Origin of the sequence: Qipengyuania nanhaisediminis (assembly GCF_900115585.1) — a bacterium.
GTDB classification, from domain to species: Bacteria; Pseudomonadota; Alphaproteobacteria; order Sphingomonadales; family Sphingomonadaceae; genus Qipengyuania; species Qipengyuania nanhaisediminis.
Genome location: NZ_FOWZ01000001.1, coordinates 602474 through 626445, shown reverse-complemented (window position 1 = coordinate 626445; position 23972 = coordinate 602474). Strand labels below are relative to the sequence as shown.

Genomic DNA, 23972 nt, shown 5'->3' with positions numbered 1-23972 from the left:
AAGGCCACCGTGCATCAATGCCCGAAAGCCGAACTATTTCCAAATTTAGCGAAATTCCGGGCTAGTCGCCTTCGAATTGCATGAGCGAGGTGACCTCGACGCTGCAATCGCGCAGCTTTCGCGCGCCCCCGAGGTCCGGCAGATCGATGATGAAGCTTGCTGTCTGTACCCGCGCACCGGCCTTGCGGAGCAGTTCCGTTGCGGCACAAGCCGTGCCGCCTGTCGCGAGGAGGTCGTCGACGATGGCCACGTGGCAGCCATCGCCGATGGCCTCGGGATCCATCTCGAGCCGATCGCTGCCGTATTCCAGCGCATAGTCGACACCGATCGTCTTGATAGGCAGCTTCCCGGGCTTGCGAATGGGAATGAACGGCTTGCCGAGCGCCGCTGCCACTGCCGCGCCGAAAATGAAGCCGCGGGCCTCCATGCCCGCGATCGCATCGACAGGAGCCCGGGAAACCTCGGCGGAGAGCCAGTCGACGCTTGCACGGAAACCCTCGCCGTGACCGATCAGCGTCGTGATGTCGCGGAACTGGATGCCGGACTTGGGGAAATCGGGGATCGTTCGCACAAGCGACTTCAGCTGTTCAGGTGACATGGCGCGCCTTTACACTGGAGAGGAACAGAAATGAAAACGCCCCCGCCATCGCTTCGATGGCAGGGGCGTTCATAATGAGCGAGAGGATCTCGATCAGTCTTTCTTGGGCTTCACTGCCGCCCAGATCTGCTGCTTCGACATGTACGCGAGGATGGTCGCGAACAGGAGGAAGATGAGCACCGGCCAACCGGTCTGCTTGCGCTTCACCAGGGTCGGCTCGGCCGTCCAGGTCAGGAAAGCGGCGACGTCTTTCGACATCTGCTCGATGGTTGCTTCCGTACCGTCGTCGTAAGTCACCTGACCATCGGTCGTGAGCGGCGGTGCCATCGCGAGGTTGAGGTTCGGGAAGTACGGGTTGTGGTGCAGGCCCGGTCCCGGAGCTGCTTCGGGATGTTCTGCAAGGAGCTCTTCCGAAGGAGCCTGGTAGCCCATCAGCAGCGAGGCAACGTAGTTCGTGCCGTCACCGCGTGCCTTCGTGATCAGCGAAAGGTCCGGCGGGATCGCATTGTTGTTGGCAGCGGCAGCGGCCACGGCGTTGGGATAAGGCGACGGGAAGTAATCGGTCGGAAGGCCCGGACGCATGGCCGCCTCACCGGTATTCGGGTCGATACCCGGCACCTGCTTGGAGGCTGCGTAGGCTTTCACCTGACCTTCGTCGTAGCCGAGTTCTTCCAAGTTACGGAACGCTACGAACTTGAGGCTGTGACATGCCGAGCAGACTTCGTCGTAGACCTTGAGGCCGCGCTGGAGCTGCGCCTTGTCCCACTTGCCGAAGGGCCCGTCGAACGAGAAGGCGATGTCCATCGGCTTTTCGTAGGGTACGTGGGCGGCAGTCTCTTCCGTAGCGGCATTATAGGCGCCGATGACGAATGCGAAGAGGGCTACAAATGCGAAGCCGAGGCCAACCAGGATGGCTACGAGGCGGACGCTGAGAAGTTTGGTCATGACCTGAAGATCTTTCTCGTATCGCTTAGACGGCCGGCGTCGTGTTTTCGCCGAGCACGGCCTTCTTGTCCGAACCAAGCACCGCCTCGGTGATGGAATACGGCAAGGGTTCGGGCTTTTCGACACTGCTGATGATCGGGAGGATCACCAGGAAGTGCAGGAAGTAGTACGCCGTGGCGATCTGGCTGAGCATCACATAGGGCTCTTCAGCCGGAGCACCGCCGCAGATGAACAGGACGATCATCGTCGGGATCAGGCCGAACCAGAAGAACTTGCGGAACAGCGGACGGTAGTGGCCGCTGCGAACCGGCGACTTGTCCAGCCAGGGCAGGAAGAACCACAGCAGGATCGAAGCGAACATCGCGATCACGCCCCACAGCTTGGCCGGGAGAATGAAGTCGACGGTGAAAGCGCGCAAGATCGCGTAGAACGGCCAGAAGTACCATTCGGGAACGATGTGCGCCGGCGTCGAAAGCGGGTTGGCTTCGATATAGTTGTCCGGGTGACCGAGTGCGTTGGGCAGGAAGAAGACCATCGCGAAGTAGGCCAGCAGGATGACGCCGAGGCCGAAGCCGTCCTTTGCCGTGTAGTACGGGTGGAAGGGAACGGTGTCGCTTTCGCTCTTCACTTCGACGCCCGTCGGGTTCGACGAGCCCGGGATGTGCAGTGCCCAAATGTGGAGGATGACCACACCGGCGATCACGAACGGCAGCAGGAAGTGCAGCGAGAAGAAGCGATTCAGAGCGGCGTTATCGGGGGCGAAACCACCCAGAAGCCAGATCTGGATCGGCTCACCGATAAGCGGAATTGCGCCGAACAGGCCGGTGATGACCTTCGCGCCCCAGAAGCTCATCTGGCCCCAGGGAAGCACGTAACCCATGAAGGCGGTTGCCATCATGAGCAGGAAGATGACGACGCCCAGCAGCCAGATCATCTCGCGCGGGGCCTTGTAACTCGAATAGAACAGGCCGCGGAAAATGTGCATGTAGACGACGATGAAGAAGAAGCTCGCCCCGTTTGCGTGGGCATAGCGCATCATCCAGCCCCAGTTGACGTTGCGCATGATGTGCTCGGTCGTTGCGAATGCGACTTGGGCGTTCGCAGCATAGTGCATCGCCAGCACCACGCCGGTGACGATCTGCAGCACGAGGAAGAAACCGGCGAGGACGCCGAAATTCCAGAAATAGGAAAGGTTGCGCGGAACCGGGTAACCGGCACCGACCGCATTGTAGACGAGGCGCGGAAGCGGCAGCTTCTCGTCGAGGAAGCGGGTGAAGCCGTTGCTCGGCTGATATTCGCGTGCCCAGGGAAAGCTCATGTCTGTGTCTCTCGTCTTCTAGCTCAACCGACCTGGATTACCGTGTCCGAGGTGAACTCGTACTCCGGCACTTCGAGGTTCGTCGGGGCCGGACCCTTCCTGATGCGGCCGGCAGTATCGTAGTGCGAACCGTGGCAAGGGCAGAAATAGCCGCCATACTCACCCTTCACTTCGCCTTCTGCGGCGCCAAGCGGCACACAGCCGAGGTGGGTGCAGACACCCATCGTGACCAGGATGTCGCGATGACCTTCCTTGGTGCGGTCTTCGAGGCTCTGCGGATCACGGAGCGAACCTGTCGCCGTGGCATTTGCCGCAGCGATTTCCGCATCGGTCAGACGCTTCACGAATAGCGGCTGCTTGCGGAAGACCGCCTTGATGGCCTGGCCCGGTTCGATGCTCGATACGTCCACTTCCGTCGAGCTGGCCGCGAGAACATCCTTCGACGGCGCCATCTGGCTGACCAGCGGGTAGACGATGAAGACACCGCCCACGCCTGCAGCGCCGATTGCGGCGATGTCGAGGAAGTCGCGACGACGGATTCCGTCATCGGTCTGTGCTACGGTTTCAGTGGAAGCGGTTGCAGTTGTGTCTGCCATCAGCGCGTTGCCTTGCCTGCCTTGCGGGTCGAATGCCTGGGTTGGCACACGACGTGAAAGAATTGCGATCCGTTGCCCGGAAATCCGGTGCGGGCAATGCCCGAGGCGAAAAAGCCTGTGCGAAAGCCCCCGGTGTCCCGGTTTGGTCCGGGCCTCTAGCCTTATTGCGCCCCCTTGCCAACCGCCATTTTGGCCATGCGAGTTCGGCTTTATGCAACTATGCAGTCAGGCAGATTGCGCTGAACTGGCGTCCCTCGGTCGGCTCTGCGCGATGTGTCGACCGGCGATAGGAGTAAAACCGCGATTCGTTGGCATAGGTGTCGAGCGAGAGGCGATCGATATCCTCTACCCCGGCGAGTGACAGCCGCCACGCCGCGTAACCCTCCAGATCGAACTGCCAGTGGCCTTCACGACCGGCCTCGAAAAATCGATGCGCGGCGCTTTCGAACTTCGCCCGAAAAGCATCGTCTACCTCGTAACTGGCCTGGGCGATGCACGGGCCGATCGCAGCGGAGATGCGATCTGGCCGGGCGCCGAGTGCTTCCATCGCCGCGACGGTGTTTTCGAGGACACCGCCATGCGCACCGCGCCAGCCGGCATGGGCCGCACCGATGACCCCCGCGCCGGCATCGTGGAGCAATACCGGTGCACAGTCGGCGGTCACGATCGCCAGGCGAAACTGCGGCACCTTGGTCACCATCGCATCCGCCTCGGGCCGGCTCTCGAAATCGAAATCGCTTCCTACGACTATACAGTCTGCAGAATGCACCTGCTTGAGCAACGCGGTCGGCGCATCGCCGCCTATTCGATCCAGCTCTCGCCTGTCCGATTGAGGTCCGGTGAGGAAACCATGGGCAATCCCGATACGGTCGGATCGCAACAGATCTTGACCTTCCGCCACGCGCTTTTCCTCAATCGGCCAGGCTTCTGGAAACCTGCTCGTACGTATCGCGCGACAGCTTCTCCGCCTTTGCGATCCGCTCAAGCTGCTCGCGCATGAGAGCCGCCCGTTGCGACTCCACCTTGCGCCACCGCCCGAGCGGCGGCACGAAGCGCGCAGCCGTCTGTGCGTTGATCGGATCGAGCTCGAGGATGAGGTCGCCGATCATCTTGTAGCCCTCGCCGCTGGCCGCGTGGAAGCCTTGCGGGTTCCCGGCAAAGGCCATGTAGAGCGACCGCACGCGGTTCGGATTTCGCAGGGTGAAATCGGGATGGTCGGCAAGGGCCTTCACATGCTCGACGACCTTGGGATGAAGCGAAGAGGCCTGCAGTGCAAACCACTTGTCGATCACGAGGGCATTGCCTTCATAGCGGTTGTAGAAATCGAGCAGCTTGTTGGTCCGCTCCACACCTTCTAGTCCGGTGAGCACCATGAGAGCGCCCTGCCGGTCGGTCATGTTGTCTGCCCGGTCATACTGGTGGGCCGCCAGTTCAGCCGCCTTTTCGGGATCGCTGGCTGCCGCATAGGCGAGCACCATGGTTTTCAGCTTGCGCGCGCCTTTTGCTTCCGCATCGAGCGAGAACGGGACCTGTTCGGCCCGCTCGTAGAGCCGATGCAATGGCTCCGAAAGCTGGCTACCGATCAGCGCCTTGAGACGCTCGCGCTCGGCATGGATGAGGCCCGGGTCGGCCAGCTCCATCTGTTCTGCGATGTAGGTCTGGCTTGGCATGCTCATCAGCTCGCCTCGCATCAGGTCGTCGATGTCCGGATCGGCAAGGATAGCGCCCATCGCTTCGGCGATACTCGCGCCGCCACGGTTGCGCTCCTCTTCGGAAAGCTTGCCGCCGACCGCGGCGACCAGATGCCGGACCATCAAGTCCTGCATGGCCTCGTAGCGCGCAAAGGGATCGTTATCGGAGGCTGCAAGGAACACGAGATCCTCGCGATCGATCGCACGGTCGATCGTGACCGGCGCCGAAAAGCCCCGATTGATCGACAGGACTGGTTTGTTGGCAAAGCCGTCGAACCGGTGCTCTGCCGATTCGGTGTCGAGCACGACCAGCTTTTCGCCGCTGTGCGACGCGCTCTGTTGGTCGAAAAGAGCCAGCTTCAGCGGGATCGGCATCGGCTTCTTGTCCGGCTGACCGGGCGTCGGCGGGACGGTCTGGCGAAGTTTCAACACTGCCTCCTCGCCTTCGTGCGTCAGCTCGACCGAAACCTTCGGCGTTCCGGCCTGCGAATACCAAAGGCGGAACTGTTCCAGATCGAGCCCCGCGCCATCCTCGATCGAGCGGACGAAATCCTCGCAAGTCGCCGCTTCGCCGTCGTGCCGGTCGAAGTAGAGGTCCGTGCCTTTGCGGAAGGCTTCTTCTCCGGCCATCGTGCGCATCATGCGGATGACCTCGGCGCCCTTGTTGTAGACTGTCGCCGTGTAGAAATTGCTGATTTCGCGATAACTGTCCGGGCGGATCGGGTGCGCCAAGGGTCCGGAGTCTTCGGGGAACTGGGCGAGGCGGAGGATGCGGACATCCTCGATCCGTTTCACCGGCTCGCTGCCCATGTCCTGGCTGAAGAGCTGGTCGCGCAAAACGGTAAAGCCCTCCTTGAGCGAGAGCTGAAAAAAGTCGCGGCAGGTGATCCGGTTACCCGACCAGTTGTGGAAATACTCGTGACCGATAACGCCTTCGACCGCATCGAAGTCGCCGTCGGTCGCGGTTTCGGGATCGGCCAGCACGTATTTCGTATTGAAGACGTTGAGGCCCTTGTTCTCCATGGCGCCCATGTTGAAGTCCGAAACCGCAACGATGTTGAACAGGTCGAGATCGTATTCGCGCCCGAAGGCTTCCTCGTCCCATTTCATCGAGCGCTTGAGGCTCTCCATCGCGTGCTCTGTCCGAGGCAGGTCGCCGTCGCGAACCCACACGTTGAGCTCGACCTCGCGGCCGTTCATGGTGGTGAAGCTATCGCTACGGGCGACAAGGTCGCCAGCCACCAGGGCAAAGAGGTAGGACGGTTTGGGCCAGGGGTCGTGCCACTCTGCCCAGTGAGTGTCGCCGTCCTCTCCTTCGTCGGTCCGGTTGCCGTTGCACAGGAGGATCGGGAACTGGTCCCTCGCACCGCTCATCCGAACGGTGAATGTGCTGAGCACATCGGGCCGGTCGGGGAAAAAGGTTATCCGCCGGAAGCCTTCCGATTCGCATTGCGTGCAGAGCATTCCGTTCGAGGCGTAAAGGCCCATCAGCTGCGTATTGGAGGACGGATCGATTTCGGTCTCGATCGCGATCTCGTGCGCTTCGCCAGGAAGCGTCAGCACGAGATCGTCGCCATCCATGGTGTAGGCTCGCGTCGGTTCGCCGTCGACTTTCACACTCGTCGGGACCAAGCCGTCGCCATTCAGCCTGATTGTCGGTGAGGCATCGGCCTTGGCATTGCGCGCTACGGTCAGCCGCGATCTGACGCGGGTGCTCTCTAGGCCGAGGTCGAACTCGAGACGGGTCTCGGGCACCATCCACGGGAAAGGACGATAATCCTCGCGCCTGATCTCGGGCGGATCGTGCGGCTCCACGGCTGCATCCGCCATTTCGATGTTGCCGTCAGGGCTCGAGGGAGTGCGTGCTATATCCATGTTCATCCTGTGAATCTGAAACCTTTACGCTAGAACGCGCCGATGGCTCGATTGTTCATCTTCGGTCTCGGCTACACGGCGGGACGAATTGCGCAAGCGATGCGCGGTTCCGGCTGGCACATCGATGCAAGCGGAAGTGCTGGCAATATCGCTTTCGACGACATGGACGCAGTGCTTCGCGCCCTGGGTTCGGCCAGCCATGTCCTGAGTTCGGTGCCACCCGCCGACGGCACGGATCCGGTGCTGGACCGATACGGACACGCGCTGGAAGGCAAATGGCTTGGCTATCTCTCCTCCACCGGGGTCTACGGAGATGCAGAGGGCGCCTGGGTCGATGAAGGCAGCCCGACCGGCGGTGGGCGGCGCACGGCGCGTGCGCAATGCGATGCGCGGTGGCTGGAGCTGGATGCACGCGTCTTCCGACTACCCGGCATTTACGGCCCCGGACGCAGCGCTTTCGAGAGGGTGCGCGAAAACAAGGCCCACCGCATCGATCTGCCCGGACAGGTTTTCAGCCGTGTGCATGTGGAAGACATCGTTTCGGGTGTCGTCGTCGCCATCGAGAAAGATGCGCCGGCGGGCGCCTACAATCTCGCAGACGACCTGCCCACGAGCCAGAATGCGGTGATCAAGGAGGCCTGCCGCTTACTAGGGACCGAACCGCCACCCTTGGTGTCGATGGAGGAAGCAGACCTCTCGCCCATGGCTCGCGGATTTTATGCCGAGAACCGCCGGGTCGCGAATGGAAAGGCCAAGCGGCTGCTGGACTGGAAGCCTCGCTATCCGACCTATCGAGAAGGTCTAGGCAGCCTGCTTTAGCGCCGGTGGCGGCGTCTGCCGGGCGCGCAGGGCAATGACGAGGCCGATCAGCGCCAGCACTGCGCCAATCACGGTCTGCGTGGTCCACCGGTAATCTTCGAACAGGGTGGACAGGAGCATCGCTACGATGACGGTCACAATACCGTTATAGGCTGCCCTGCCTGCCCCGATTTCGCGTACGAGGGTATAGTGGAGCGGAAAGGTCACGACGCTACCGGCCAGTGCCAGCCACCCGATGCCGAGCCAGAAGCTCTGCCTGTCCGGAAGCTGCGGCGGACCGGCTGTGAACCAGGCAAGGGCGAAATCGGCGATCGTCCCGTAGAGCATCGCCCAGGCCAGCAAGGAGACCATCGGCAGCGCGCGGCCGGTCTCGTTGGCCTGCACGACATTCGCGATACTTGCGGCAAGAATGCCGAACACGGCCCACAGAATTCCGAGCGGGATGCTGCCGCCCAGCGGGTTCAATCCCGCTTCGTGGATGAGCAGCAGGGCGATGCCTGACAGTGCGACGACAGTTCCCACGACAAAGCCCCGGGTGATCCTTTGCCCAAGTAGCCACCAGCCGAATGCGGCATTGCTCACGATCAGCATCGTGAACATGACCGCGACGATGCCGGAAGTCAGGTGAAGCTCGGCCCGGTAGACGAAGTTGAAGTTGGCGCAGAACTGGGCGATCCCGATGGCGATTGCGAGGATGTGGCCGTTCCTGCCGATCGCCAGCGACCGGCCCATGACGCGGGCCAGCAGGAACATGGCAGGGGTCGCAATTGCGAAACGTACCGCCACCGACCAGCTGGGCGCGGCCCCGTCGATCTGGTCGGTAATGACCCACCAGGTCGAGCCCCAGATCATTCCGGTGAGGAGAAAAGGGATGACGATGCGCCAGCGCAGCAGCGTCGTCTCTCCCGCCGAAACGCTCATAGGCCGGAGATCGCCGATGCCAGCGCCTGCGCGTCTTCTTCGCGGGTGTTCCACGCAGTGACGAACCGCGCTGCGTCGTCGCCCCAATCGTAAAAGCCGAACCCACGTGACCTCAGCGCCTCGCGCTCTGCAGCACTGCAACGCACGAACACCTCGTTCGCCTCGACAGCGTGCATCAGTCGCTCACTGCAGGCTCCAGCAATTTCCTGTGCAGCGGCATTTGCCGAGCGGGCATTGTGGAGCCAGACATCACCGTCGAGCATGGCGTGAAGCTGTGCCGCGAGATAGCGCCCCTTGCTCTGCAGATGGCCAGCGCGCTTGCGGCGATAGCGCGCGACATCGGCCAGTCCGCGATCGAAGAATACGATCGCCTCTGCGGTCATTCCGCCGTTCTTGACGAAGCCGAAGCTGAGCGCATCCACATCACCGGCAGCTTCCGCGGCTGAAACATCGAGAAACGCCACCGCATTGGCGAACCGCGCACCATCCATGTGAAGCCAAAGCCCGCGATCCTTCGCGAGAGCGGAAATAGCGGCGAGTTCCTCGGGCCGGTAAACGCGCCCGTACTCGCTCGCCTGGGTAATGGAAATCGCGTGCGGCTGGACCTGGTGTACATCGTCGCGGATCGGATCGATTACCGCGCGAATGCTATCGGGCGACAGCTTTGCGCCATCACCCTCGCCCAGAAGCAATTTCGCGCCGTGCAAATAGAAGCCCGGCGCACCGCCCTCGTCCATTTCGATATGTGCCTCTTCATGGCACACGACCCCGCCGTGCGGCTGGACCATGGTCGCCAGCGCGAGGCAATTGGCGGCCGTCCCCGTCGCCACCCAAAGGACTTCACAATCGCGCCCGAACAGCGCGGAAAACTTCTCGTCGAGCGAAGCGCTGTGTGCATCGCCGTCATAGGGTGCATCGCTCGCATCGGCGGCACGCAGGGCGTCCCAGATCGCCGGGTGGACGCTGGCTGCATTGTCGGAGAGAAACTGGGCCTGGCTCGTCATAGGGGAACGCCTCTAGCGCGCACGGCGTTGCTTGCACAGAAAGGAAATCTGCGTGAGCGATACGATCGAAATCCAGCACGAAGGAAACGAAACAGAGGGGCGGTACTTCACCTCAGTCGAGGGTGCTGCGCGGGAAGCCGAGCTGACCTGGCGCGCCGAAGGCGACGTACGTCACGCCACCCATACCTTCGTCCCGACCGAGGCACGCGGGCAAGGCCTGGCCGCCAAGCTGGTCAAGGCCATGATAGAAGATGCGAAGGAACAGGACTTTCGTATCGCGCCGGATTGCTCATACGTGGAAGGATATTTCAGGCGGCATCCTGAACTCTCGGACTTGCGCGCCTAGGCCGGCTCGACCCGCGCCTCCAGCAAGTCGGAGAAATCGGTTTTGCCGATACTCTCGAGGATAGCGCTCCGCCACTTGTTCGCTTCCTCTAACGGCATTCCGTGAACGCGCAGCTTTCCGCCAGCAAGCCCTAAGAGCAGGCTTGCATAACCACGGCGCCTGGCGATCGGCCCCTGCAGGATTTCGACCGACTGGAGCTTCGTGCGCGATCCAATAGCGAGGCTGGGCGCAAACCAGCCATGCCTTGAATAGAGCTGGGTCTTATCGAGCGCATGACGATCATGGCGCCAACGCCACCAGTGATGCGCAATGATCCATGCGAGCGCGATCGCGGGGATGAGCCATTGCCAGGATGGCGTGATGAAGATCGCGGCAATAGTGACCGGCAAGAGTACCAGGCTGGCGAGGATCATCTTGTCGAGGCGATACCGGTCCATGGCGCGGTGCCAGGTGATGTCGCTCCCTGGCAGCGCGAAGCCGGTTTCCGCAACGATAGGCGCGATTTCGTCCATCTGTGCGAATGGCGCAGCTTCGTGATTGGCCGCGCCGCTGTCACTCGCAAGGCTGATCACCTTGAGCCCGTGCCAGCCGAACAATCTGCGCAGGAAACCCGTTTCCAGCCTCAGTGCCTGGACCCTGTGCACGGGCATGACGAGATCGGTGCGGGTCAACAATCCGCGGCGGCGGCGAAAACCTTTCGGTGTGCGATCGAGACGAAAATCCCACTCGCGCAGCGCCGTGCGCACAATCCCGGTCGCGAAACCGAGAACTGCGAGGCTCGCCACACCGATCATGACGCCGATTGCTTGTGCCAGGGGGCCAAGCCCGGCCAATTGCTGGCCCGGCCCTGCCAACCTTTCCTGCCAGAGGTCGAGATCCCAGATATCGAAGGGGAGCAGGAACTCGAATTGCTGTGCAAGACCGCCGATCACCGCGACCACAGCCATCGAAAACTCGAACAGCCCGAATGTCAGCACCCGCTTCGGTCCCATCTGGAAAAGGGGCGCGCTGCTCTGTTCGGGATCGGTTTGCGGAACTTCGGACAAGGCTTGCGGTGCATCCTCGTCGCGTCGCTCCTTCACGACTTCCCGCAGCCGCTCCCCTTCCGCTTCGGAAAGATAGGCAAGCGAGAGGTCCTCCTTGCCGCCAGCTCCGGTCTCGAACTTCACTGCGACGAGGCCGAAGAGCCGGGGAAGCAGCTTCTGTTCGATGCTCACATCCTGGATACGCTCGTAAGGGACCGATCTGGCGGCGCGGGACAACAAGCCCTTCTCGACCCGGATGTCGGCATCGCCGGTAGCGTAGGTCAGCCGTGTCCACTGTAGGTACTGTGCCACCAAGTTGCCGACGAACAGCAGGCCAAATATCGGCAAGGCAAACGAAAGTCTGTCCAGTTCGTCGCGCATGACGACGAACAGCGCGGCCGCGGCCGGAATGAAACGGATTATGTAGCTGACCGCCTCCACCAGGAAGGTGCGCGGATCGGTTCGCTTCGGTTCGCGAAGGTCGCCCGTCATTGCGTGTCGCGGCGGATAGCGGCGCGGATCTGCTCCCGCATCGCCATGGCGTCTTCATGGGCAAGACCGGGAAGCGATACGGAGGAATTGTGACTGCCCGCCGTGTGAACCGTGAGCGTTGCAAGATGGAACGCCCGCTCGAGCGGACCTTGGTCGACATCGATGTGCTGGACGCGGCCGAAAGGCACGACCGTATCCGAGCGGAAGAGCACGCCGCGCACCACGCGCAGCCTTTCTTCCGCCAGGGAATAGCCGCGCGTCGCATAGCGGCGCATTGGCAGCCAGACGACGAGGTACAAGACGACCAACAGGACCGGACCCCAGACCACACCGGTCCAGCCCGGTATCATGAATTCCGCAATGCTGGCCCCGGCGAGCAAGACGACCGCAAATATCGCCGCGACGAAGCGCATCATCGTTTTGTAGCGCGGATCGAGTTCGGTCAGCCCCGTCGTGTCTTCCATGCCGTTATACCTAGGCAATACAGCGCCGGCTATCAACGCCTTTGATCGAAGCGGCGCCCAACGATTGCTGCGGCGATATTGGTTTTCTGCACGTCGGTGGTGCCGCCAGCGATGCCCCAAGCGAACCCGTCCCGCACGCGCTGCTCCATGCCGTATTCCTTGTGGTAGCCATAGCCGCCCATGACCTGCATTCCATTGGCGGTCACGCTACGCACGATATCGTTGGCAAAACACTTCGCGGTCGAGCTTTCGTATACGCTCGGCAGCCCATCGGGGTTGTGCTCCGCATTGGCAGCCGCGCGATAGATCAGCAGGCGCGACGCTTCGACCTGCATCGCCATTTCCGCCAGCCGCATCTGCACCGCCTGGAAATCGACGATCGGTTTCCCGAACGCCTCCCGCTCCTGCACATACTCGGTCGCCTGCTCCAGCGCGGCCGCAGCAAGTCCGAGCGACTGCGTGGCATTACCGCAGCGTTCCAGCCCGAAGGCGCTCATCAACTTTCCGAAACCGCCGGCGGGGACGATCTCGTTTTCCTTGGGCACCTCGACCCCGTCGAAGGTGATGTCCCGCGTTTCGATCCCCCGAAAGCCCATAAGCTGTTCGCGCTTGCCGAAGCTCACGCCTTCCATTTCCTTGTCGACCAGCAATGCGCCGATCCCCTTCGCCCCCGGGGCGTCGGAAAGCCGCGTGTAGACGACGTAATAGCGCGCATGCCCTGCGCCGCTGGTCCATCGCTTGTTGCCATCGAGAAGGTAGTGGGTGCCCTCGTCGCTTGCGCGGGTGGTGAGGTCTGTGAGCGCCGTTCCGGCATCGGGTTCCGACATGGAAACGGCCACCGTCGCCTCGCCTGAAACGACCTGCGGGATCACTTTCGCCTTGATCGCATCGCTTCCGAATCGCTCCAGCGTGCGAACGGGTCCGACCAGCGCCTCGAATACGGGGAAGGCGACGGCATTGGAGATCATCGCGAATTGTTCGAGCACCAGCAGTGCCTCGAGATGGCCCAGCCCCAGACCGCCATATTCTTCCGGCAGGTTCACCCCCAGAAAGCCCATCTCGCCATACCGACGCATCATGTCGGCCGGAACGGAGAAGTCCTTTTCCTCCATCTCGCGTGCTAGGTCGGGCAGTTCCTTGCGTGCAAAGGTGCGCGCCGCGTCCTGAAGTTCGCGCTGTTGTTCGGTCAGGCGGAAATCCATGAAATTCTCCCTCTGCGAAAGGACTGCCGCCGGGAGTGGGCTGGTGCAACCGAAAATCCGGGCCGGCGGAGGCCGGGCAAGGGCGACCGCCCGCCCGCAGGCGCTCGACGCGGAACGCGGCGAGACTGCGCCGAGGACGCTCGCACGGAGGTGCGAGCGAAAAACCAAGATTCATTTTCGAAAGAAAATGGTGCTGCTGGGGAGGATTGAACTCCCGGCCTCACCCTTACCAAGGGTGCGCTCTACCACTGAGCTACAGCAGCACGGATCCTCCGCAAGAACGCTTGCGGGGTGGAGGCGCGCGCTATTGGCAGACACGGCGGATAAGTCAACCTTCGCTTGCGACACAGGCCGAATTTCGCAAAAGGATTGCGCAATGAGCCAGCCAAACGACAAGATGACCCGCGAAGAGCGGCTTGCAGCGAAACTTCGCGAGAATCTGCGCCGCCGAAAAGGACAGGCGCGGGAAATCCGCGAATCGGATGCAGACGGGGTTTCCAAGCCCGACTCAGACCGCTAACGCGCAGTGCTCCTAGGGAAACAGGGAGCGCCCATGTCCAAGCTGATCCTCGTCCGTCACGGCCAGAGCGAGTGGAACCTCGCCAACCGGTTCACCGGCTGGTGGGATGTCGACCTCACCGAGAAGGGCGAAACTGAAGCGCGCCAAGCCGGTGAGCTGATGAAAGCGAAGGGCGTACTGCCCACGACCGCTTTCACTTCCGTCCAGAAACGCGCCATCAAGACGCTCAATATCGCGCTCGAAGCGTGCGACCGCCTCTGGATCCCGGCGACGCGCGACTGGCACCTCAACGAACGGCATTATGGCGGGCTGACCGGCCTCAACAAGCAGGAAACGCGCGAGAAGCACGGTGACGAGCAGGTGCATATCTGGCGCCGCAGCTTCGACGTTCCGCCTCCCGAGCTCGAGCCGGACAGCGAATTCGACCTCTCCGATGATCCGCGTTACGCCGGTATCGACGTGCCGCGCACCGAAAGCCTCAAGCTGACGATCGAGCGTGTGCTCCCTTATTGGGAAGAAGCCATCCTCCCGCAGCTAGGCAAGGGCGAGACGGTCATCATCTCGGCCCATGGCAACAGCCTGCGCGCCCTGGTCAAACACCTGTCCGGCATTTCCGACGACGAGATAACCGGGCTGGAAATACCGACCGGCCAGCCCATCATTTACGAATTCGACGGGACGCAGGTGTCGGGCGAACGCTATTATCTGAAGGACAGCTGATTATGGGGGCAAAGGTCGCAATCGTCATGGGTAGCCAGTCGGACTGGAAGACCATGACCTGCGCAGCCGAAGTGCTGGAGGAACTGGGTGTGGAGACCGATGTGCGGATCGTCTCCGCCCACCGGACACCGGACCGGATGTACGATTTCGCCAAGGCCGCGGAGGCCGATGGCTTTCATGTCATCATCGCAGGGGCAGGCGGCGCGGCTCACCTTCCCGGCATGATCGCGGCCCTTACCCACATTCCCGTCCTCGGCGTCCCGGTCCAGTCCAGGGCCTTGTCCGGAGAGGACAGCCTGCTCTCCATCGTGCAAATGCCTGCAGGCGTCCCGGTCGGCACTCTCGCAATTGGCGAAGCGGGCGCCACCAATGCTGGCCTCTTGGCAGCGGCAATTCTGGCCAATGGGGACGCCAAGCTCGCAGCGCGGCTCAAGGCCTGGCGCCAGGCCCGCAGCGATGCCGTCACAGAGCGGCCGGAAGACTGATGCTGAAGCGGGGCTCGACGATCGGCATCCTCGGAGGAGGCCAACTCGGCCGGATGATGGCCGTCGCCGCGACCCAGCTCGGATATCGCTGCATCGGCTATTCGCCGGAAGGCGATAACGTCGCTGCCGAGGTCTGCGAGGACTTCTTCACCAATCGCTGGGACGACCAGGCGGCCTTGGCGGCATTCGCCGCACGTTGCGACGTCGTCACCTGGGAATTCGAGAACGTGCCCGTCGCGACCGCCCGGGCCTTTCCTTCCGACAAGATATTTCCCGACCCCAAGGCTCTCGAAACGGCGCAGGACCGCCTCAACGAGAAAAGGTTTATCGAGGGGCTGGGCGGCAAGCCGGCAGCCTATGCGAAGATTGATTCCCAAAGCGATCTCGAAGCGGCGACCGACCGGCTTGGCGCGCCCGGCATCGTGAAGACCCGCCGCGACGGTTATGACGGCAAGGGCCAGTGGCGCATCATGTCGGGCCGCGATGCCGCGGCCCTCAAACTCCCCGATGTCCCCGCGATCTACGAAGGTTTCGTGGAATTCGATGCCGAGTTCTCGGTCATTCTCGTGCGGGCTCAGGATGGCGAAATCCGTTTCTGGGACAGTTCGCGCAACGTCCATGAAAGCGGGGTTCTCGCAGCGTCCTACCTTCCGGCCGGAGAAGCGGTCGAACCTCAGGTGGAACAGGCTCGCAAGCTCGCGGGACAGGTGGCCGATGCCCTTGGATACGTCGGCGTACTGACGCTCGAATTCTTTGCAACTCACGAAGGCCCCATCTTCAACGAGATGGCACCCCGGGTGCACAATTCCGGCCACTGGACCATCGAGGGCGCGGCAACCAGCCAGTTCGAGAACCACATCAGAGCCGTTGCGGGACTGCCCCTCGGCGACACGCGCACCACCGCAAACGCGGTCGATATGCGCAACATCATCGGCAGGGATATCGAGGCTGCCCATGCATTCCTCGCGGACGCCGATACCCACCTGCACGATTACGGCAAATCGGAAGTCCGTGAAGGGCGCAAGATGGGCCATCTCACCCGCCTGACCCGCGCATGAGCCTGTTCTGTATCTATGCACGGGCCGCCAATGGCGCGATCGGCAAGAACGGCCAGCTTCCTTGGCACCTGCCTGCCGATCTGAAACGTTTCAAGGCGCTTACCATGGGCCAGCCGATGATCATGGGCCGCAAGACCTTCGAGAGCTTGCCCGGCCTGTTGCCCGGACGCCGCCATATCGTCCTGACCCGGAAAGAGCGTTGGGACTCCACCGGCGCCGAGGTGGTGCGCTCTGTCGAGGAGGCCATCGCGACCGCTGGCGATAACGCTGCTATCATTGGCGGCGCCGCCATTTTCGACGTCTTCCTGCCTCTGTCGGACCGGGTAGAACTGACGGAGATCCACCAGGATTTCGATGGCGATGTCTTCATGCCCCCGCTTGGCCCTGAATGGGAAATCGCCGGACGCGAGGATTTCGATGCCCAGGCAGACGCTCCTGCCTATTCCTTCCTGACCTACGAGCGGTCGGAATGAAGCGGCGCATCCTTCTTGGTCTTGGGGCGGTAGTCCTGCTGGCAGTTGTCGGCTTCTTCGCTTTTGGTCCGGCGATGGTCGAGCGGGGCATGAACAAGGTCGATGGCCTGCCCCTGATCGAAGTGTCGGACGAAGCGCGGACGCTTCATGACAGCCTCACCATCGTCGACCTGCATTCCGATACGCTCTTGTGGAACCGTGATCTTCTGGACCAGAGCGACCGGGGGCATGTCGATCTGCCGCGCCTCCAGCAGGGCAACGTCGCGTTGCAGGTTTTCTCCAGCGTTACAAAAACACCGCGCGGGCAGAATTACGATGCGAATGGCGCGGACACCGACAACATCACCCCGCTGGTCATCGCGCAGCTGCAGCCGGTGCGGACCTGGGGAAGCTTGCTGGAGCGCTCGCTTTACCACGCACAAAAGCTTGATCGGGCGGTCCAAGGTTCCGGCAATCAGCTCGTGTCGATCCGCGGCCGGGATGACGTAGCCGGGCTGCTGGGGCGCCGCGCGGTCAAGAACAATGGGACCGGCGTCCTCTTCAGTGCGGAAGGCCTGCAAAGCCTCGAGGGCGACATCGACAATCTCGACACGCTATACGCTGCTGGAATGCGCATGGCGGGGCTCACGCATTTCTTCGACAATGAACTGGCCGGTTCGATGCATGGCCTCGAGAAGGGCGGGCTGACCGACATGGGCCGCGAGACCGTCAAGCGGATGGAAGCGATGGGCATGATCGTCGATATCGCGCATTGCAGCCACCAGTGCGTTTCGGAAATTCTCGCCATGGCGACCCGCCCCGTGGTCTCCAGCCATGGCGGTGTGCAAGCGACCTGCGAGGTGAATCGCAATTTGACGGACGAAGAAATCCGCGGTGTCGCGGCGACCGGCGGGATCATCGGTGTCGGTTACTGGGAGGGCGCCGTATGCGACACCTCCCCTCGCGCAACTGCGAAAGCGATGAAACATATTCGCGATCTCGTCGGGATCGAACACGTCGCGCTGGGCAGCGACTATGACGGCGCGGTCACCGTGCGCTTCGACACTTCAGAGCTGACACAGGTGACGCAGGCCCTGCTCGACGAAGGCTTTTCCGAGGAAGAAATTCGCGCGGCCATGGGCGGCAATGCGGTGCGCGTGATCGGCGAAGGGCTGGTGCCGCAATGAGGTTTCTCGACCACCGCGACCCGCTGCCCGAGAGCCTGCGCGGCGCGATCATCGCGCTGGGCAATTTCGACGGGTTCCACCTCGGCCACCAGGCTGTCGCGAAGCAGGCGATCGACTGGGCGCGCGCAGACGGACGCCCCTCGATCATCGCGACCTTCGATCCGCATCCGGTCCGCCATTTCAAGCCCGACGCCCCGCCGTTCCGGCTGACCACGCTGGAACAGCGGCAGGAGCTTTACCTTGCCGCCGGTGCGACCGCGATGCTGGTGTTCCACTTCGACGGCGAACTGGCGGGGACGACCGCAGAAGATTTCGTGAAGGTCCTTCTGGCCGAACATCTCGGTGCGGCAGGTGTCGTCACCGGCGAAGACTTCACCTTCGGCAAGGCGCGCGGCGGCAATTTCGAGAAGCTCGTCTCGCTCGGCAAGGAAGTCGGGATCGAGGCGCGCGCCGCTCAGCCGGTTCTCGATGGCGGCAAGCCGGTTTCTTCCAGCCGCGTGCGCGAGGCGCTGCGTGAAGGCGATCCGCAGGAAGCCGCACGCCTGCTTACCCGGCCTTTCGCGATCCGCGGGATCGTGGAGCATGGCGACAAGCGCGGGCGCACGATCGGCTATCCTACTGCGAACCTGTCGATCGAGCATTACCTGCGTCCCAAATACGGTATCTACGCCGTGACGGGCCGTATCCTTTCGACCGGCCAAGAACTGCTCGGCGCGGCGAATATCGGGGTCCGCCCCCAGTTCGAGCCGCCCAAGGAATTGCTCGAACCCTATTTCTTCGATTTTTCCGGCGATCTTTATGGCCAGGAAATCGAAGTGGCCTTCCATCACTTCCTGCGCGGCGAGGCGAAATTCGATTCGCTCGAGGCGCTCACCGCGCAGATGGAGAAAGATTGCTTGGAAGCGCGCCATCTACTAAGCGCGCGCGGCAATGACTGAACAGCGCGACTATAAAGACACGGTCTTCCTTCCCAAGACCGATTTTCCCATGAAGGCCGGCCTCCCCCAGAAGGAGCCGAAGATCCTTGCGCGCTGGCAGGAAGAAAACCTCTACGAAGAGCTGCGCGAGAGCCGCAAGGACCGCGAGAAGTTCATCCTTCACGACGGCCCGCCCTATGCCAATGGCGACATGCATATCGGCCATGCGCTGAACCGCATCCTCAAAGACATGGTGGTGCGTTCGCAGACGCTGCTCGGCAAGGACGCGCCCTTCGTCCCCGGCTGGGATTGCCACGGCCTGCCGATCGAATGGAAGGTCGAGGAACAGTTCCGCAAGAAGAAGCGCGACAAGAACGCGATTCCGGCCAGCGAATTCCGCGCCGAATGCCGCGCCTATGCGCAAAAATGGGTCGATGTTCAGCGCGAGCAGCTGAAGCGCCTCGGCCTGATGGCCGATTTCGACAATCCGTACCTCACCATGCAGTTCGAGAGCGAGGCGACCATCGTTGCCGAGCTGATGAAGTTCGCCGAAGCCGGAAACCTCTATCGCGGTTCGAAGCCGGTGATGTGGTCGCCGGTCGAGGAAACCGCGTTGGCCGAAGCCGAGGTCGAATACGAGGACATCACCTCGACCCAGATCGACGTGGCGTTCGAGATCGTTGAGGGCCCCCTATCCAACATGGCAGGAACTCATGCCGTGATTTGGACGACGACACCTTGGACGATCCCGGTGAACCAGGCTTTGGCCTATGGTCCTGAGGTCGACTATGTCATTCTTCACATCCACACGCAGCCGAATGGTGACGTAGCGCAATCGGCGCGAGTATCGGATGTCCTGATCGCAGAAGCGCTAGTCAGCGAATTCTCGGCGCGTGTGGGCCTAGAAGAAGCTCATTACGAAGTCGTCTGGCAAGGCAAGGGCTCCGACCTCGCCGGAACGATCGTTCGCCACCCGATGCACCATCTTGGCGGGTTCTACGCCAAGCCGCGTCCCCTTCTCGCGGGTGATTTCGTCACCACGGACAGCGGTACGGGCCTCGTCCATATGTCGCCCGACCATGGCGAAGACGACTTCCTGCTCTGCCGCGAACACGGCATCGAACCGGTCTTCGCGGTCATGGGCGACGGGCGCTATCGCGACGACTGGGAATGGCTGGGCGGCAATGACGAGCGCCGGCGCGCGGTGATCAACAAGGCGTTCAATTCGCCCGAAGGGCCGATCTGTTCGGACCTTCGCGAAGCAGGTGCGCTGCTTTCGGCCAGCGACGACTACGCGCACTCCTATCCCCATTCGTGGCGCTCCAAGGCCAAGGTCATCTATCGCTGCACGCCGCAGTGGTTCGTGCCGATGGACAAGCCGCTCGACACGGGCGACTTCGACGTCGCCGCGCCCGAAGGCTTCGGCGCTGCCGTCGCGATGTTTACCAGCAAGGACCACTCGACCTTGCGCGAAATCGCCATGCGCGAGATCGAGCGGGTGAAGTTCTATCCCGAGAAGGGCCGCCGCCGCATCGGCTCGATGGTCGAAGGCCGCCCTGACTGGGTGCTTTCCCGCCAGCGCGCATGGGGTGTGCCGATCACGCTCTTCGTGCGGCAGGACGGCACCTATCTGCAAGACCCGCAGGTCAATGCCCGCGTGGTCGCAGCGGTGAAGCAGCAGGGCGTCGATGCCTGGGACGAAAGCCGCAAGGCCGAATATCTCGGCGCGGACCACGACCCGGCAGAGTTCGAGATGGTCACCGACATTCTCGACGTCTGGTTCGATTCGGGTTGTACTCACGCCTTCACGCTCGAAGGCGACCGCTGGCCCGACCAGCGATGGCCCGCCGACCTTTATCTTGAAGGCAGCGACCAGCATCGCGGCTGGTTCCAGTCTTCGCTGCTCGAAAGCTCCGCCACCCGCGGCCGCGCGCCTTATGACGCGGTGCTGACCCATGGCTTCACCATGGACAAGCAGGGCAAGAAGATGTCGAAGAGCCTCGGCAACACCATCGACCCGCTGAAGGTCATGGAACAGTACGGCGCCGACATCATCCGCCTCTGGGCGCTCTCCGTAGACTTCACCGAAGACCACCGCATCGGCGATGAAATCCTGAAAGGCGTGGGCGACCAGTACCGCCGCCTGCGCAACACCTTCCGCTATTTGCTCGGCGCGCTCGACGGTTTCGTCGGCGACATGGGCGATGCGGGCGAAATTCCCGAGCTCGAAGTCTACGTCCTTGCGCTGCTGGCCGATCTCGACGGCAAGCTGAAGGCGGCGCTCGAAAGCTACGACTACAACACCTACACGCGCCTGCTGGTCGATTTCTGCAACGAGGACCTGTCCGCGTTCTATTTCGATATCCGCAAGGACTGCCTCTATTGCGATGGGCCAGACAGCGTGAAGCGCAATGCCTATCGCACCGTGCTCGACCTGCTCTTCCACGCGCTGGTCCGCTATGCCGCGCCGGTGCTGGTGTTCACGGCGGAAGAGGCCTGGACCACGCGCTATCCCGATGGCGGCAGCGTGCACCTGCTCGACTGGCCCGCGGTGCCGGGCGTGACTGCCGATGGCGCGCGCTGGGATGCCTTGCGCGAATTGCGGGAGCGGGTGACCGAAGCGATCGAACCGCTGCGCCGTGACAAGACCATCCGCTCCAGCCTCGAAGCCGATGTCGTCGTGCCTGCGAGCGCGGTGCCCGAAGGCTTCAGCGACGAAGACCTCGCCGAACTGTTCATCACCGCGTCAGTGACGCGCGGCGATAGCGATACTGTGACTGTCACTCGAACCGGCGAATCCAAATGCGGCCGTTGCTGGCGCCTGCTGCCCTCGGTTTCCGAGGACGGTGCCCTGTGTGACCGCTGCGACGATGTCATCGAACAGATGGACGCTGCAGGGAGTTTTGGGGAATGACCCCGGTCCTGCGCAATCGCCTGATCGGCGTGGCGATCGCCTTTGCGATCTATGCGGTCGACCAAGTCGTCAAATGGTGGGTCGACGGCCCGCTCGCCCTCAAGGTGCCGGGCGACAAGCTCGACCTCCTGCCTTTCTTCGATTTCTACCGCGTCCACAATTACGGCGTTTCGCTGGGGATGTTCGAGGCGACCAGCCCGGAGACGCGCTGGATCCTCGTCGGCGTCACGGCGCTGATCGCCCTGTTGGTCACGGTATGGATGTTCCGTGAGAAGCTGCTTGGCGACATTCTCGGCCTCTCGCTGATCCTCGGCGGTGCGCTCGGGAATATCAAGGATCGCTACGAACTGGGCTATGTCCTCGACTATGCCGACTTTCACATCGGGGATTTCCGCCCCTTCCTCATTTTCAACATCGCAGATGCCGCTATCACCATCGGCGTCGTAATCATCCTTGCCCGCGCGTTCTTCATGGGCGACAAGGAAGTCGACGACATGATGGACGGCAAGACGGCAGACGCCGCGGAGAGCAATACATGAACACCTTCACTCGCATCGCCCTGGTGAGCGCCGCCGCAAGCACGCTCGCAGCCTGTGGCAGCGGCGGTTTCCTCAATCGCGAACGTCCCGACGAATTTGCCGTGCAGCGCCAGGCTCCGCTGGTCGTGCCGCCGGACTTCAACCTCGTCCCGCCGGCACCGGGCGCTCCGCGTCCGGCAGAAGGCACGGCTGCAGAACAGGCTCTCGAAGCCCTGTTCGGTGGTCCGGCTGCGCGTAGCTCGGTCGAAACTTCGGTGCTCGACCGTGCCGGCTCTGCGGAGCCGGGCATTCGCAGCATGATCGGTAGCGAAGGCACCAATACGGTCGCCAAGGGCAGCGTGACCCGCGATATCGTGGCCGCACCCGAAGGCGACGGTGCTACGGCGCAGGCCGTAATCCCGGGCTGATTACGCTTCCCGCTTCGGGAAGCTTCAACCGTCCCCGTCTTCGGAAGGTTTCGCTGCGTCGAGCGCGCTGACCAGGAGCTTGTCGATCCGGCGTTCGTCGAGGTCGATGACTTCGAAGCGCCAGCCTTGCTCCTCGAACCACTCGCCCTCGGCCGGAAGCTTTTTCAACACTGCGAGGACGTAGCCCGCGACGGTCGCGAATTCGCGGTCTTCGCCATATTCGAGCCCCAGCCGGTCGGCGAGCGCATCCGCACTTAGCGAACCCGAAACCAGGAGCGAGCCATCCGCACGCTCCACGATACCCGGCGAGTCGCCCGGATCCTGGTCGCTGGCGAAATCGCCGACGATTGCGGTCAGAAGGTCGACCGGCGTCACAATCCCGTCGAGATGGCCGTATTCGTCATGGACCATCGCCATGGCGATATCGGCCTGCTGCAAGACGCGCAGGGCATCCACGGCATCGAGCTGGTCCGGAACCACCTCCGCCTTGCGCAGGAGGTCCTGCAGGATCACCGGACCTCCGGCCACTTGGGCCGCCAGGATTTCGCGCACCCTCACAAGGCCGAGGACCTTGTCGGGGGATCCGTCCGCAACGGGCCATACCGAATGGGGGCTTTCGGCCAGAAGGCTGGAAATCGCATCCTCGTCCGCTGCGATATCGATCCAGTCGATCTCCGTCCGCGGCGTCATCACTTCGCGCACGGGGCGTTCGGCAAGCCGGACCACGCCCGACAGCATCTGGTGCTGTTCGTGCTCGATTACCCCGCTTCGCGTAGCCTCTGCGAAGAGCATGTGCAGCTCTTCCGCCGTGACCGCACTTTGACCGGCCGGGCGCACGCCGAGCAGGCGGATGATGAGGCTGGAAGAGGTATCGAGGAGCCAGACGAGCGGCGCGGCGACCTTCGCGATAAAGGCCATCGGCAATGCCATCGCAGTGGCGATCGGCACGGCAGCGCGTAACGCGATCTGTTTCGGCACCAGTTCGCCGATCACGAGGCTGAAATAGGTCGTAAGCGCAATGACCAGCGCAAAACCGACCTGGGGCGCCCAGTCCGCGGGCAGCCCGATGGCGGCAAGGCGTTCCCCGACCGGACCGCCGAGGCTGGCACCGGAGTATGCACCCGCGACGATGCCGACGAGAGTGATCCCGATCTGTACGGTCGAAAGGAATTTGCCCGGATCCGCCGCGAGGGCGATGGCCGCTTGCGCTCCGGCACTGCCTTGCTGGGCTGCGCCTTGTAGCCTTCCGGTGCGCGCGGAAACGATGGCAAGTTCGCTCATGGCGAAAACGCCGTTGAGCATGATGAGCCCGGCGATGATGAGCAGGTCTGTCCAGGGAAAGGGTGTCACAATCCTGCGCTAGCACAAATTATCGCGCATGCCAGTGCTTCGCGGAACACTAGGCCGTTTCGCTTGTTTGGAACCTTCAGAGGCGCTGGTGGGCGCGTCCCACATGGCGTGTCGGCACCGGCTCGTA

24 protein-coding genes and 1 tRNA gene are annotated in these 23972 nt (G+C 62.5%); 12 read left to right on the top strand and 13 right to left on the bottom strand.

Going from position 1 to position 23972, the window contains the following annotated elements; genetic code table 11:
- Window positions 1-61: 61 nt before the first annotated feature.
- The 6 genes from BM173_RS03205 to pepN all read right to left on the bottom strand — a co-directional run bounded on the left by BM173_RS03205 (window position 62) and on the right by pepN (window position 7023).
- The gene (locus BM173_RS03205; protein ID WP_090477220.1) at window positions 62-598 is read right to left on the bottom strand and encodes an adenine phosphoribosyltransferase; all 537 of its coding nucleotides are present in this window, start codon (window positions 596-598) and stop codon (window positions 62-64) included.
- Between the two features lie 93 nt (window positions 599-691).
- The gene (locus tag BM173_RS03200; protein WP_090477218.1) at window positions 692-1543 is read right to left on the bottom strand and encodes a cytochrome c1; all 852 of its coding nucleotides are present in this window, start codon (window positions 1541-1543) and stop codon (window positions 692-694) included.
- A gap of 25 nt (window positions 1544-1568) precedes the next feature.
- The gene (locus BM173_RS03195; protein WP_090477216.1) at window positions 1569-2861 is read right to left on the bottom strand and encodes a cytochrome b; all 1293 of its coding nucleotides are present in this window, start codon (window positions 2859-2861) and stop codon (window positions 1569-1571) included.
- Window positions 2862-2884: 23 nt separating this feature from the next.
- Complete coding sequence (gene petA, locus BM173_RS03190) at window positions 2885-3457, bottom strand: ubiquinol-cytochrome c reductase iron-sulfur subunit (RefSeq protein ID WP_090478439.1); 573 nt, start codon at window positions 3455-3457, stop codon at window positions 2885-2887.
- Window positions 3458-3674: 217 nt separating this feature from the next.
- Complete coding sequence (pgeF, locus tag BM173_RS03185) at window positions 3675-4358, bottom strand: peptidoglycan editing factor PgeF (protein ID WP_090477214.1); 684 nt, start codon at window positions 4356-4358, stop codon at window positions 3675-3677.
- Window positions 4359-4368: 10 nt separating this feature from the next.
- The gene (gene pepN / locus BM173_RS03180; protein WP_090478437.1) at window positions 4369-7023 is read right to left on the bottom strand and encodes an aminopeptidase N; all 2655 of its coding nucleotides are present in this window, start codon (window positions 7021-7023) and stop codon (window positions 4369-4371) included.
- A gap of 42 nt (window positions 7024-7065) precedes the next feature.
- Here pepN and BM173_RS03175 point away from each other — a divergent pair, with 42 nt between their 5' ends.
- On the top strand, window positions 7066-7842 hold the full coding sequence (locus BM173_RS03175) for a Rossmann-fold NAD(P)-binding domain-containing protein (protein WP_090477212.1): 777 nt from the start codon (window positions 7066-7068) through the stop codon (window positions 7840-7842).
- Here BM173_RS03175 and BM173_RS03170 read toward each other — a convergent pair.
- On the bottom strand, window positions 7825-8763 hold the full coding sequence (locus BM173_RS03170) for a DMT family transporter (protein WP_090477210.1): 939 nt from the start codon (window positions 8761-8763) through the stop codon (window positions 7825-7827). The genes BM173_RS03175 and BM173_RS03170 overlap by 18 nt on opposite strands.
- A complete protein-coding gene (locus tag BM173_RS03165) occupies window positions 8760-9767 on the bottom strand; it encodes a threonine aldolase family protein (RefSeq protein ID WP_090477208.1) in 1008 nt (335 codons plus the stop codon). Before BM173_RS03165 ends, BM173_RS03170 begins: the two co-directional genes overlap by 4 nt.
- Before the next feature lie 52 nt (window positions 9768-9819).
- Here BM173_RS03165 and BM173_RS03160 point away from each other — a divergent pair, with 52 nt between their 5' ends.
- Window positions 9820-10113 carry a GNAT family N-acetyltransferase gene (locus tag BM173_RS03160; RefSeq protein WP_218152619.1) on the top strand — a complete coding sequence of 98 codons (294 nt, stop codon included), beginning with the start codon at window positions 9820-9822 and terminating at the stop codon, window positions 10111-10113.
- Here BM173_RS03160 and BM173_RS03155 read toward each other — a convergent pair.
- From BM173_RS03155 to BM173_RS03140, 4 genes are all read right to left on the bottom strand, one after another.
- Complete coding sequence (locus BM173_RS03155; RefSeq protein WP_090477206.1) at window positions 10110-11630, bottom strand: PH domain-containing protein; 1521 nt, start codon at window positions 11628-11630, stop codon at window positions 10110-10112. The two genes, BM173_RS03160 and BM173_RS03155, sit on opposite strands and share 4 nt — an antisense overlap.
- Window positions 11627-12094 (bottom strand): PH domain-containing protein, encoded by a 468-nt coding sequence (locus BM173_RS03150; protein ID WP_090477204.1) that lies wholly within the window; start codon window positions 12092-12094, stop codon window positions 11627-11629. The genes BM173_RS03155 and BM173_RS03150 overlap by 4 nt, the downstream gene beginning before the upstream one ends.
- Before the next feature lie 32 nt (window positions 12095-12126).
- Window positions 12127-13296 carry an acyl-CoA dehydrogenase family protein gene (locus tag BM173_RS03145; RefSeq protein WP_090477202.1) on the bottom strand — a complete coding sequence of 390 codons (1170 nt, stop codon included), beginning with the start codon at window positions 13294-13296 and terminating at the stop codon, window positions 12127-12129.
- Between the two features lie 188 nt (window positions 13297-13484).
- Window positions 13485-13559, bottom strand: a tRNA-Thr gene (locus BM173_RS03140).
- Between the two features lie 113 nt (window positions 13560-13672).
- Between BM173_RS03140 and BM173_RS14525 the strand changes: the two genes are divergently transcribed.
- Genes BM173_RS14525 through BM173_RS03095 form a run of 10 tightly spaced genes read left to right on the top strand, consistent with a single transcriptional unit; the run spans window position 13673 to window position 22495 of the window.
- Entirely contained in the window at window positions 13673-13816 is a 144-nt protein-coding gene (locus BM173_RS14525) for a hypothetical protein (protein WP_177201784.1), read from the top strand.
- Between the two features lie 33 nt (window positions 13817-13849).
- Entirely contained in the window at window positions 13850-14536 is a 687-nt protein-coding gene (gene gpmA / locus BM173_RS03135; RefSeq protein ID WP_090477200.1) for a 2,3-diphosphoglycerate-dependent phosphoglycerate mutase, read from the top strand.
- A gap of 2 nt (window positions 14537-14538) precedes the next feature.
- A complete protein-coding gene (gene purE, locus BM173_RS03130) occupies window positions 14539-15021 on the top strand; it encodes a 5-(carboxyamino)imidazole ribonucleotide mutase (RefSeq protein ID WP_090477198.1) in 483 nt (160 codons plus the stop codon).
- A complete protein-coding gene (locus BM173_RS03125; RefSeq protein WP_090477196.1) occupies window positions 15021-16079 on the top strand; it encodes a 5-(carboxyamino)imidazole ribonucleotide synthase in 1059 nt (352 codons plus the stop codon). Before purE ends, BM173_RS03125 begins: the two co-directional genes overlap by 1 nt.
- The gene (locus BM173_RS03120; protein ID WP_090477194.1) at window positions 16076-16552 is read left to right on the top strand and encodes a dihydrofolate reductase; all 477 of its coding nucleotides are present in this window, start codon (window positions 16076-16078) and stop codon (window positions 16550-16552) included. Before BM173_RS03125 ends, BM173_RS03120 begins: the two co-directional genes overlap by 4 nt.
- Window positions 16549-17718, top strand: coding sequence for a dipeptidase (locus BM173_RS03115; RefSeq protein WP_090477192.1), 1170 nt, complete (start codon window positions 16549-16551; stop codon window positions 17716-17718). Before BM173_RS03120 ends, BM173_RS03115 begins: the two co-directional genes overlap by 4 nt.
- Entirely contained in the window at window positions 17715-18656 is a 942-nt protein-coding gene (locus BM173_RS03110) for a bifunctional riboflavin kinase/FAD synthetase (RefSeq protein ID WP_090477190.1), read from the top strand. Before BM173_RS03115 ends, BM173_RS03110 begins: the two co-directional genes overlap by 4 nt.
- Window positions 18649-21549 (top strand): isoleucine--tRNA ligase, encoded by a 2901-nt coding sequence (gene ileS, locus BM173_RS03105; RefSeq protein WP_090477188.1) that lies wholly within the window; start codon window positions 18649-18651, stop codon window positions 21547-21549. Before BM173_RS03110 ends, ileS begins: the two co-directional genes overlap by 8 nt.
- Entirely contained in the window at window positions 21546-22088 is a 543-nt protein-coding gene (lspA, locus tag BM173_RS03100; RefSeq protein ID WP_177201783.1) for a signal peptidase II, read from the top strand. The genes ileS and lspA overlap by 4 nt, the downstream gene beginning before the upstream one ends.
- Complete coding sequence (locus BM173_RS03095) at window positions 22085-22495, top strand: DUF3035 domain-containing protein (protein ID WP_090477186.1); 411 nt, start codon at window positions 22085-22087, stop codon at window positions 22493-22495. The genes lspA and BM173_RS03095 overlap by 4 nt, the downstream gene beginning before the upstream one ends.
- A gap of 24 nt (window positions 22496-22519) precedes the next feature.
- Here BM173_RS03095 and BM173_RS03090 read toward each other — a convergent pair whose 3' ends face one another.
- Window positions 22520-23845 carry a hemolysin family protein gene (locus tag BM173_RS03090; protein WP_090477184.1) on the bottom strand — a complete coding sequence of 442 codons (1326 nt, stop codon included), beginning with the start codon at window positions 23843-23845 and terminating at the stop codon, window positions 22520-22522.
- Window positions 23846-23972: the final 127 nt, after the last annotated feature.

What these genes read in the sequence shown, in the direction of transcription:
- BM173_RS03205 (WP_090477220.1), bottom strand. Translation starts at nt 598, where the DNA reads ATGTCACCTGAACAGCTGAAGTCGCTTGTGCGAACGATCCCCGATTTC.
- BM173_RS03200 (WP_090477218.1), bottom strand. Translation starts at nt 1,543, where the DNA reads ATGACCAAACTTCTCAGCGTCCGCCTCGTAGCCATCCTGGTTGGCCTC.
- BM173_RS03195 (WP_090477216.1), bottom strand. Translation starts at nt 2,861, where the DNA reads ATGAGCTTTCCCTGGGCACGCGAATATCAGCCGAGCAACGGCTTCACC.
- petA (WP_090478439.1), bottom strand. Translation starts at nt 3,457, where the DNA reads ATGGCAGACACAACTGCAACCGCTTCCACTGAAACCGTAGCACAGACC.
- pepN (WP_090478437.1), bottom strand. Translation starts at nt 7,023, where the DNA reads ATGGATATAGCACGCACTCCCTCGAGCCCTGACGGCAACATCGAAATG.
- BM173_RS03175 (WP_090477212.1), top strand. Translation starts at nt 7,066, where the DNA reads ATGGCTCGATTGTTCATCTTCGGTCTCGGCTACACGGCGGGACGAATT.
- BM173_RS03170 (WP_090477210.1), bottom strand. Translation starts at nt 8,763, where the DNA reads ATGAGCGTTTCGGCGGGAGAGACGACGCTGCTGCGCTGGCGCATCGTC.
- BM173_RS03165 (WP_090477208.1), bottom strand. Translation starts at nt 9,767, where the DNA reads ATGACGAGCCAGGCCCAGTTTCTCTCCGACAATGCAGCCAGCGTCCAC.
- BM173_RS03155 (WP_090477206.1), bottom strand. Translation starts at nt 11,630, where the DNA reads ATGACGGGCGACCTTCGCGAACCGAAGCGAACCGATCCGCGCACCTTC.
- BM173_RS03150 (WP_090477204.1), bottom strand. Translation starts at nt 12,094, where the DNA reads ATGGAAGACACGACGGGGCTGACCGAACTCGATCCGCGCTACAAAACG.
- BM173_RS03145 (WP_090477202.1), bottom strand. Translation starts at nt 13,296, where the DNA reads ATGGATTTCCGCCTGACCGAACAACAGCGCGAACTTCAGGACGCGGCG.
- BM173_RS14525 (WP_177201784.1), top strand. Translation starts at nt 13,673, where the DNA reads ATGAGCCAGCCAAACGACAAGATGACCCGCGAAGAGCGGCTTGCAGCG.
- gpmA (WP_090477200.1), top strand. Translation starts at nt 13,850, where the DNA reads ATGTCCAAGCTGATCCTCGTCCGTCACGGCCAGAGCGAGTGGAACCTC.
- purE (WP_090477198.1), top strand. Translation starts at nt 14,539, where the DNA reads ATGGGGGCAAAGGTCGCAATCGTCATGGGTAGCCAGTCGGACTGGAAG.
- BM173_RS03125 (WP_090477196.1), top strand. Translation starts at nt 15,021, where the DNA reads ATGCTGAAGCGGGGCTCGACGATCGGCATCCTCGGAGGAGGCCAACTC.
- BM173_RS03120 (WP_090477194.1), top strand. Translation starts at nt 16,076, where the DNA reads ATGAGCCTGTTCTGTATCTATGCACGGGCCGCCAATGGCGCGATCGGC.
- BM173_RS03115 (WP_090477192.1), top strand. Translation starts at nt 16,549, where the DNA reads ATGAAGCGGCGCATCCTTCTTGGTCTTGGGGCGGTAGTCCTGCTGGCA.
- BM173_RS03110 (WP_090477190.1), top strand. Translation starts at nt 17,715, where the DNA reads ATGAGGTTTCTCGACCACCGCGACCCGCTGCCCGAGAGCCTGCGCGGC.
- ileS (WP_090477188.1), top strand. Translation starts at nt 18,649, where the DNA reads ATGACTGAACAGCGCGACTATAAAGACACGGTCTTCCTTCCCAAGACC.
- lspA (WP_177201783.1), top strand. Translation starts at nt 21,546, where the DNA reads ATGACCCCGGTCCTGCGCAATCGCCTGATCGGCGTGGCGATCGCCTTT.
- BM173_RS03095 (WP_090477186.1), top strand. Translation starts at nt 22,085, where the DNA reads ATGAACACCTTCACTCGCATCGCCCTGGTGAGCGCCGCCGCAAGCACG.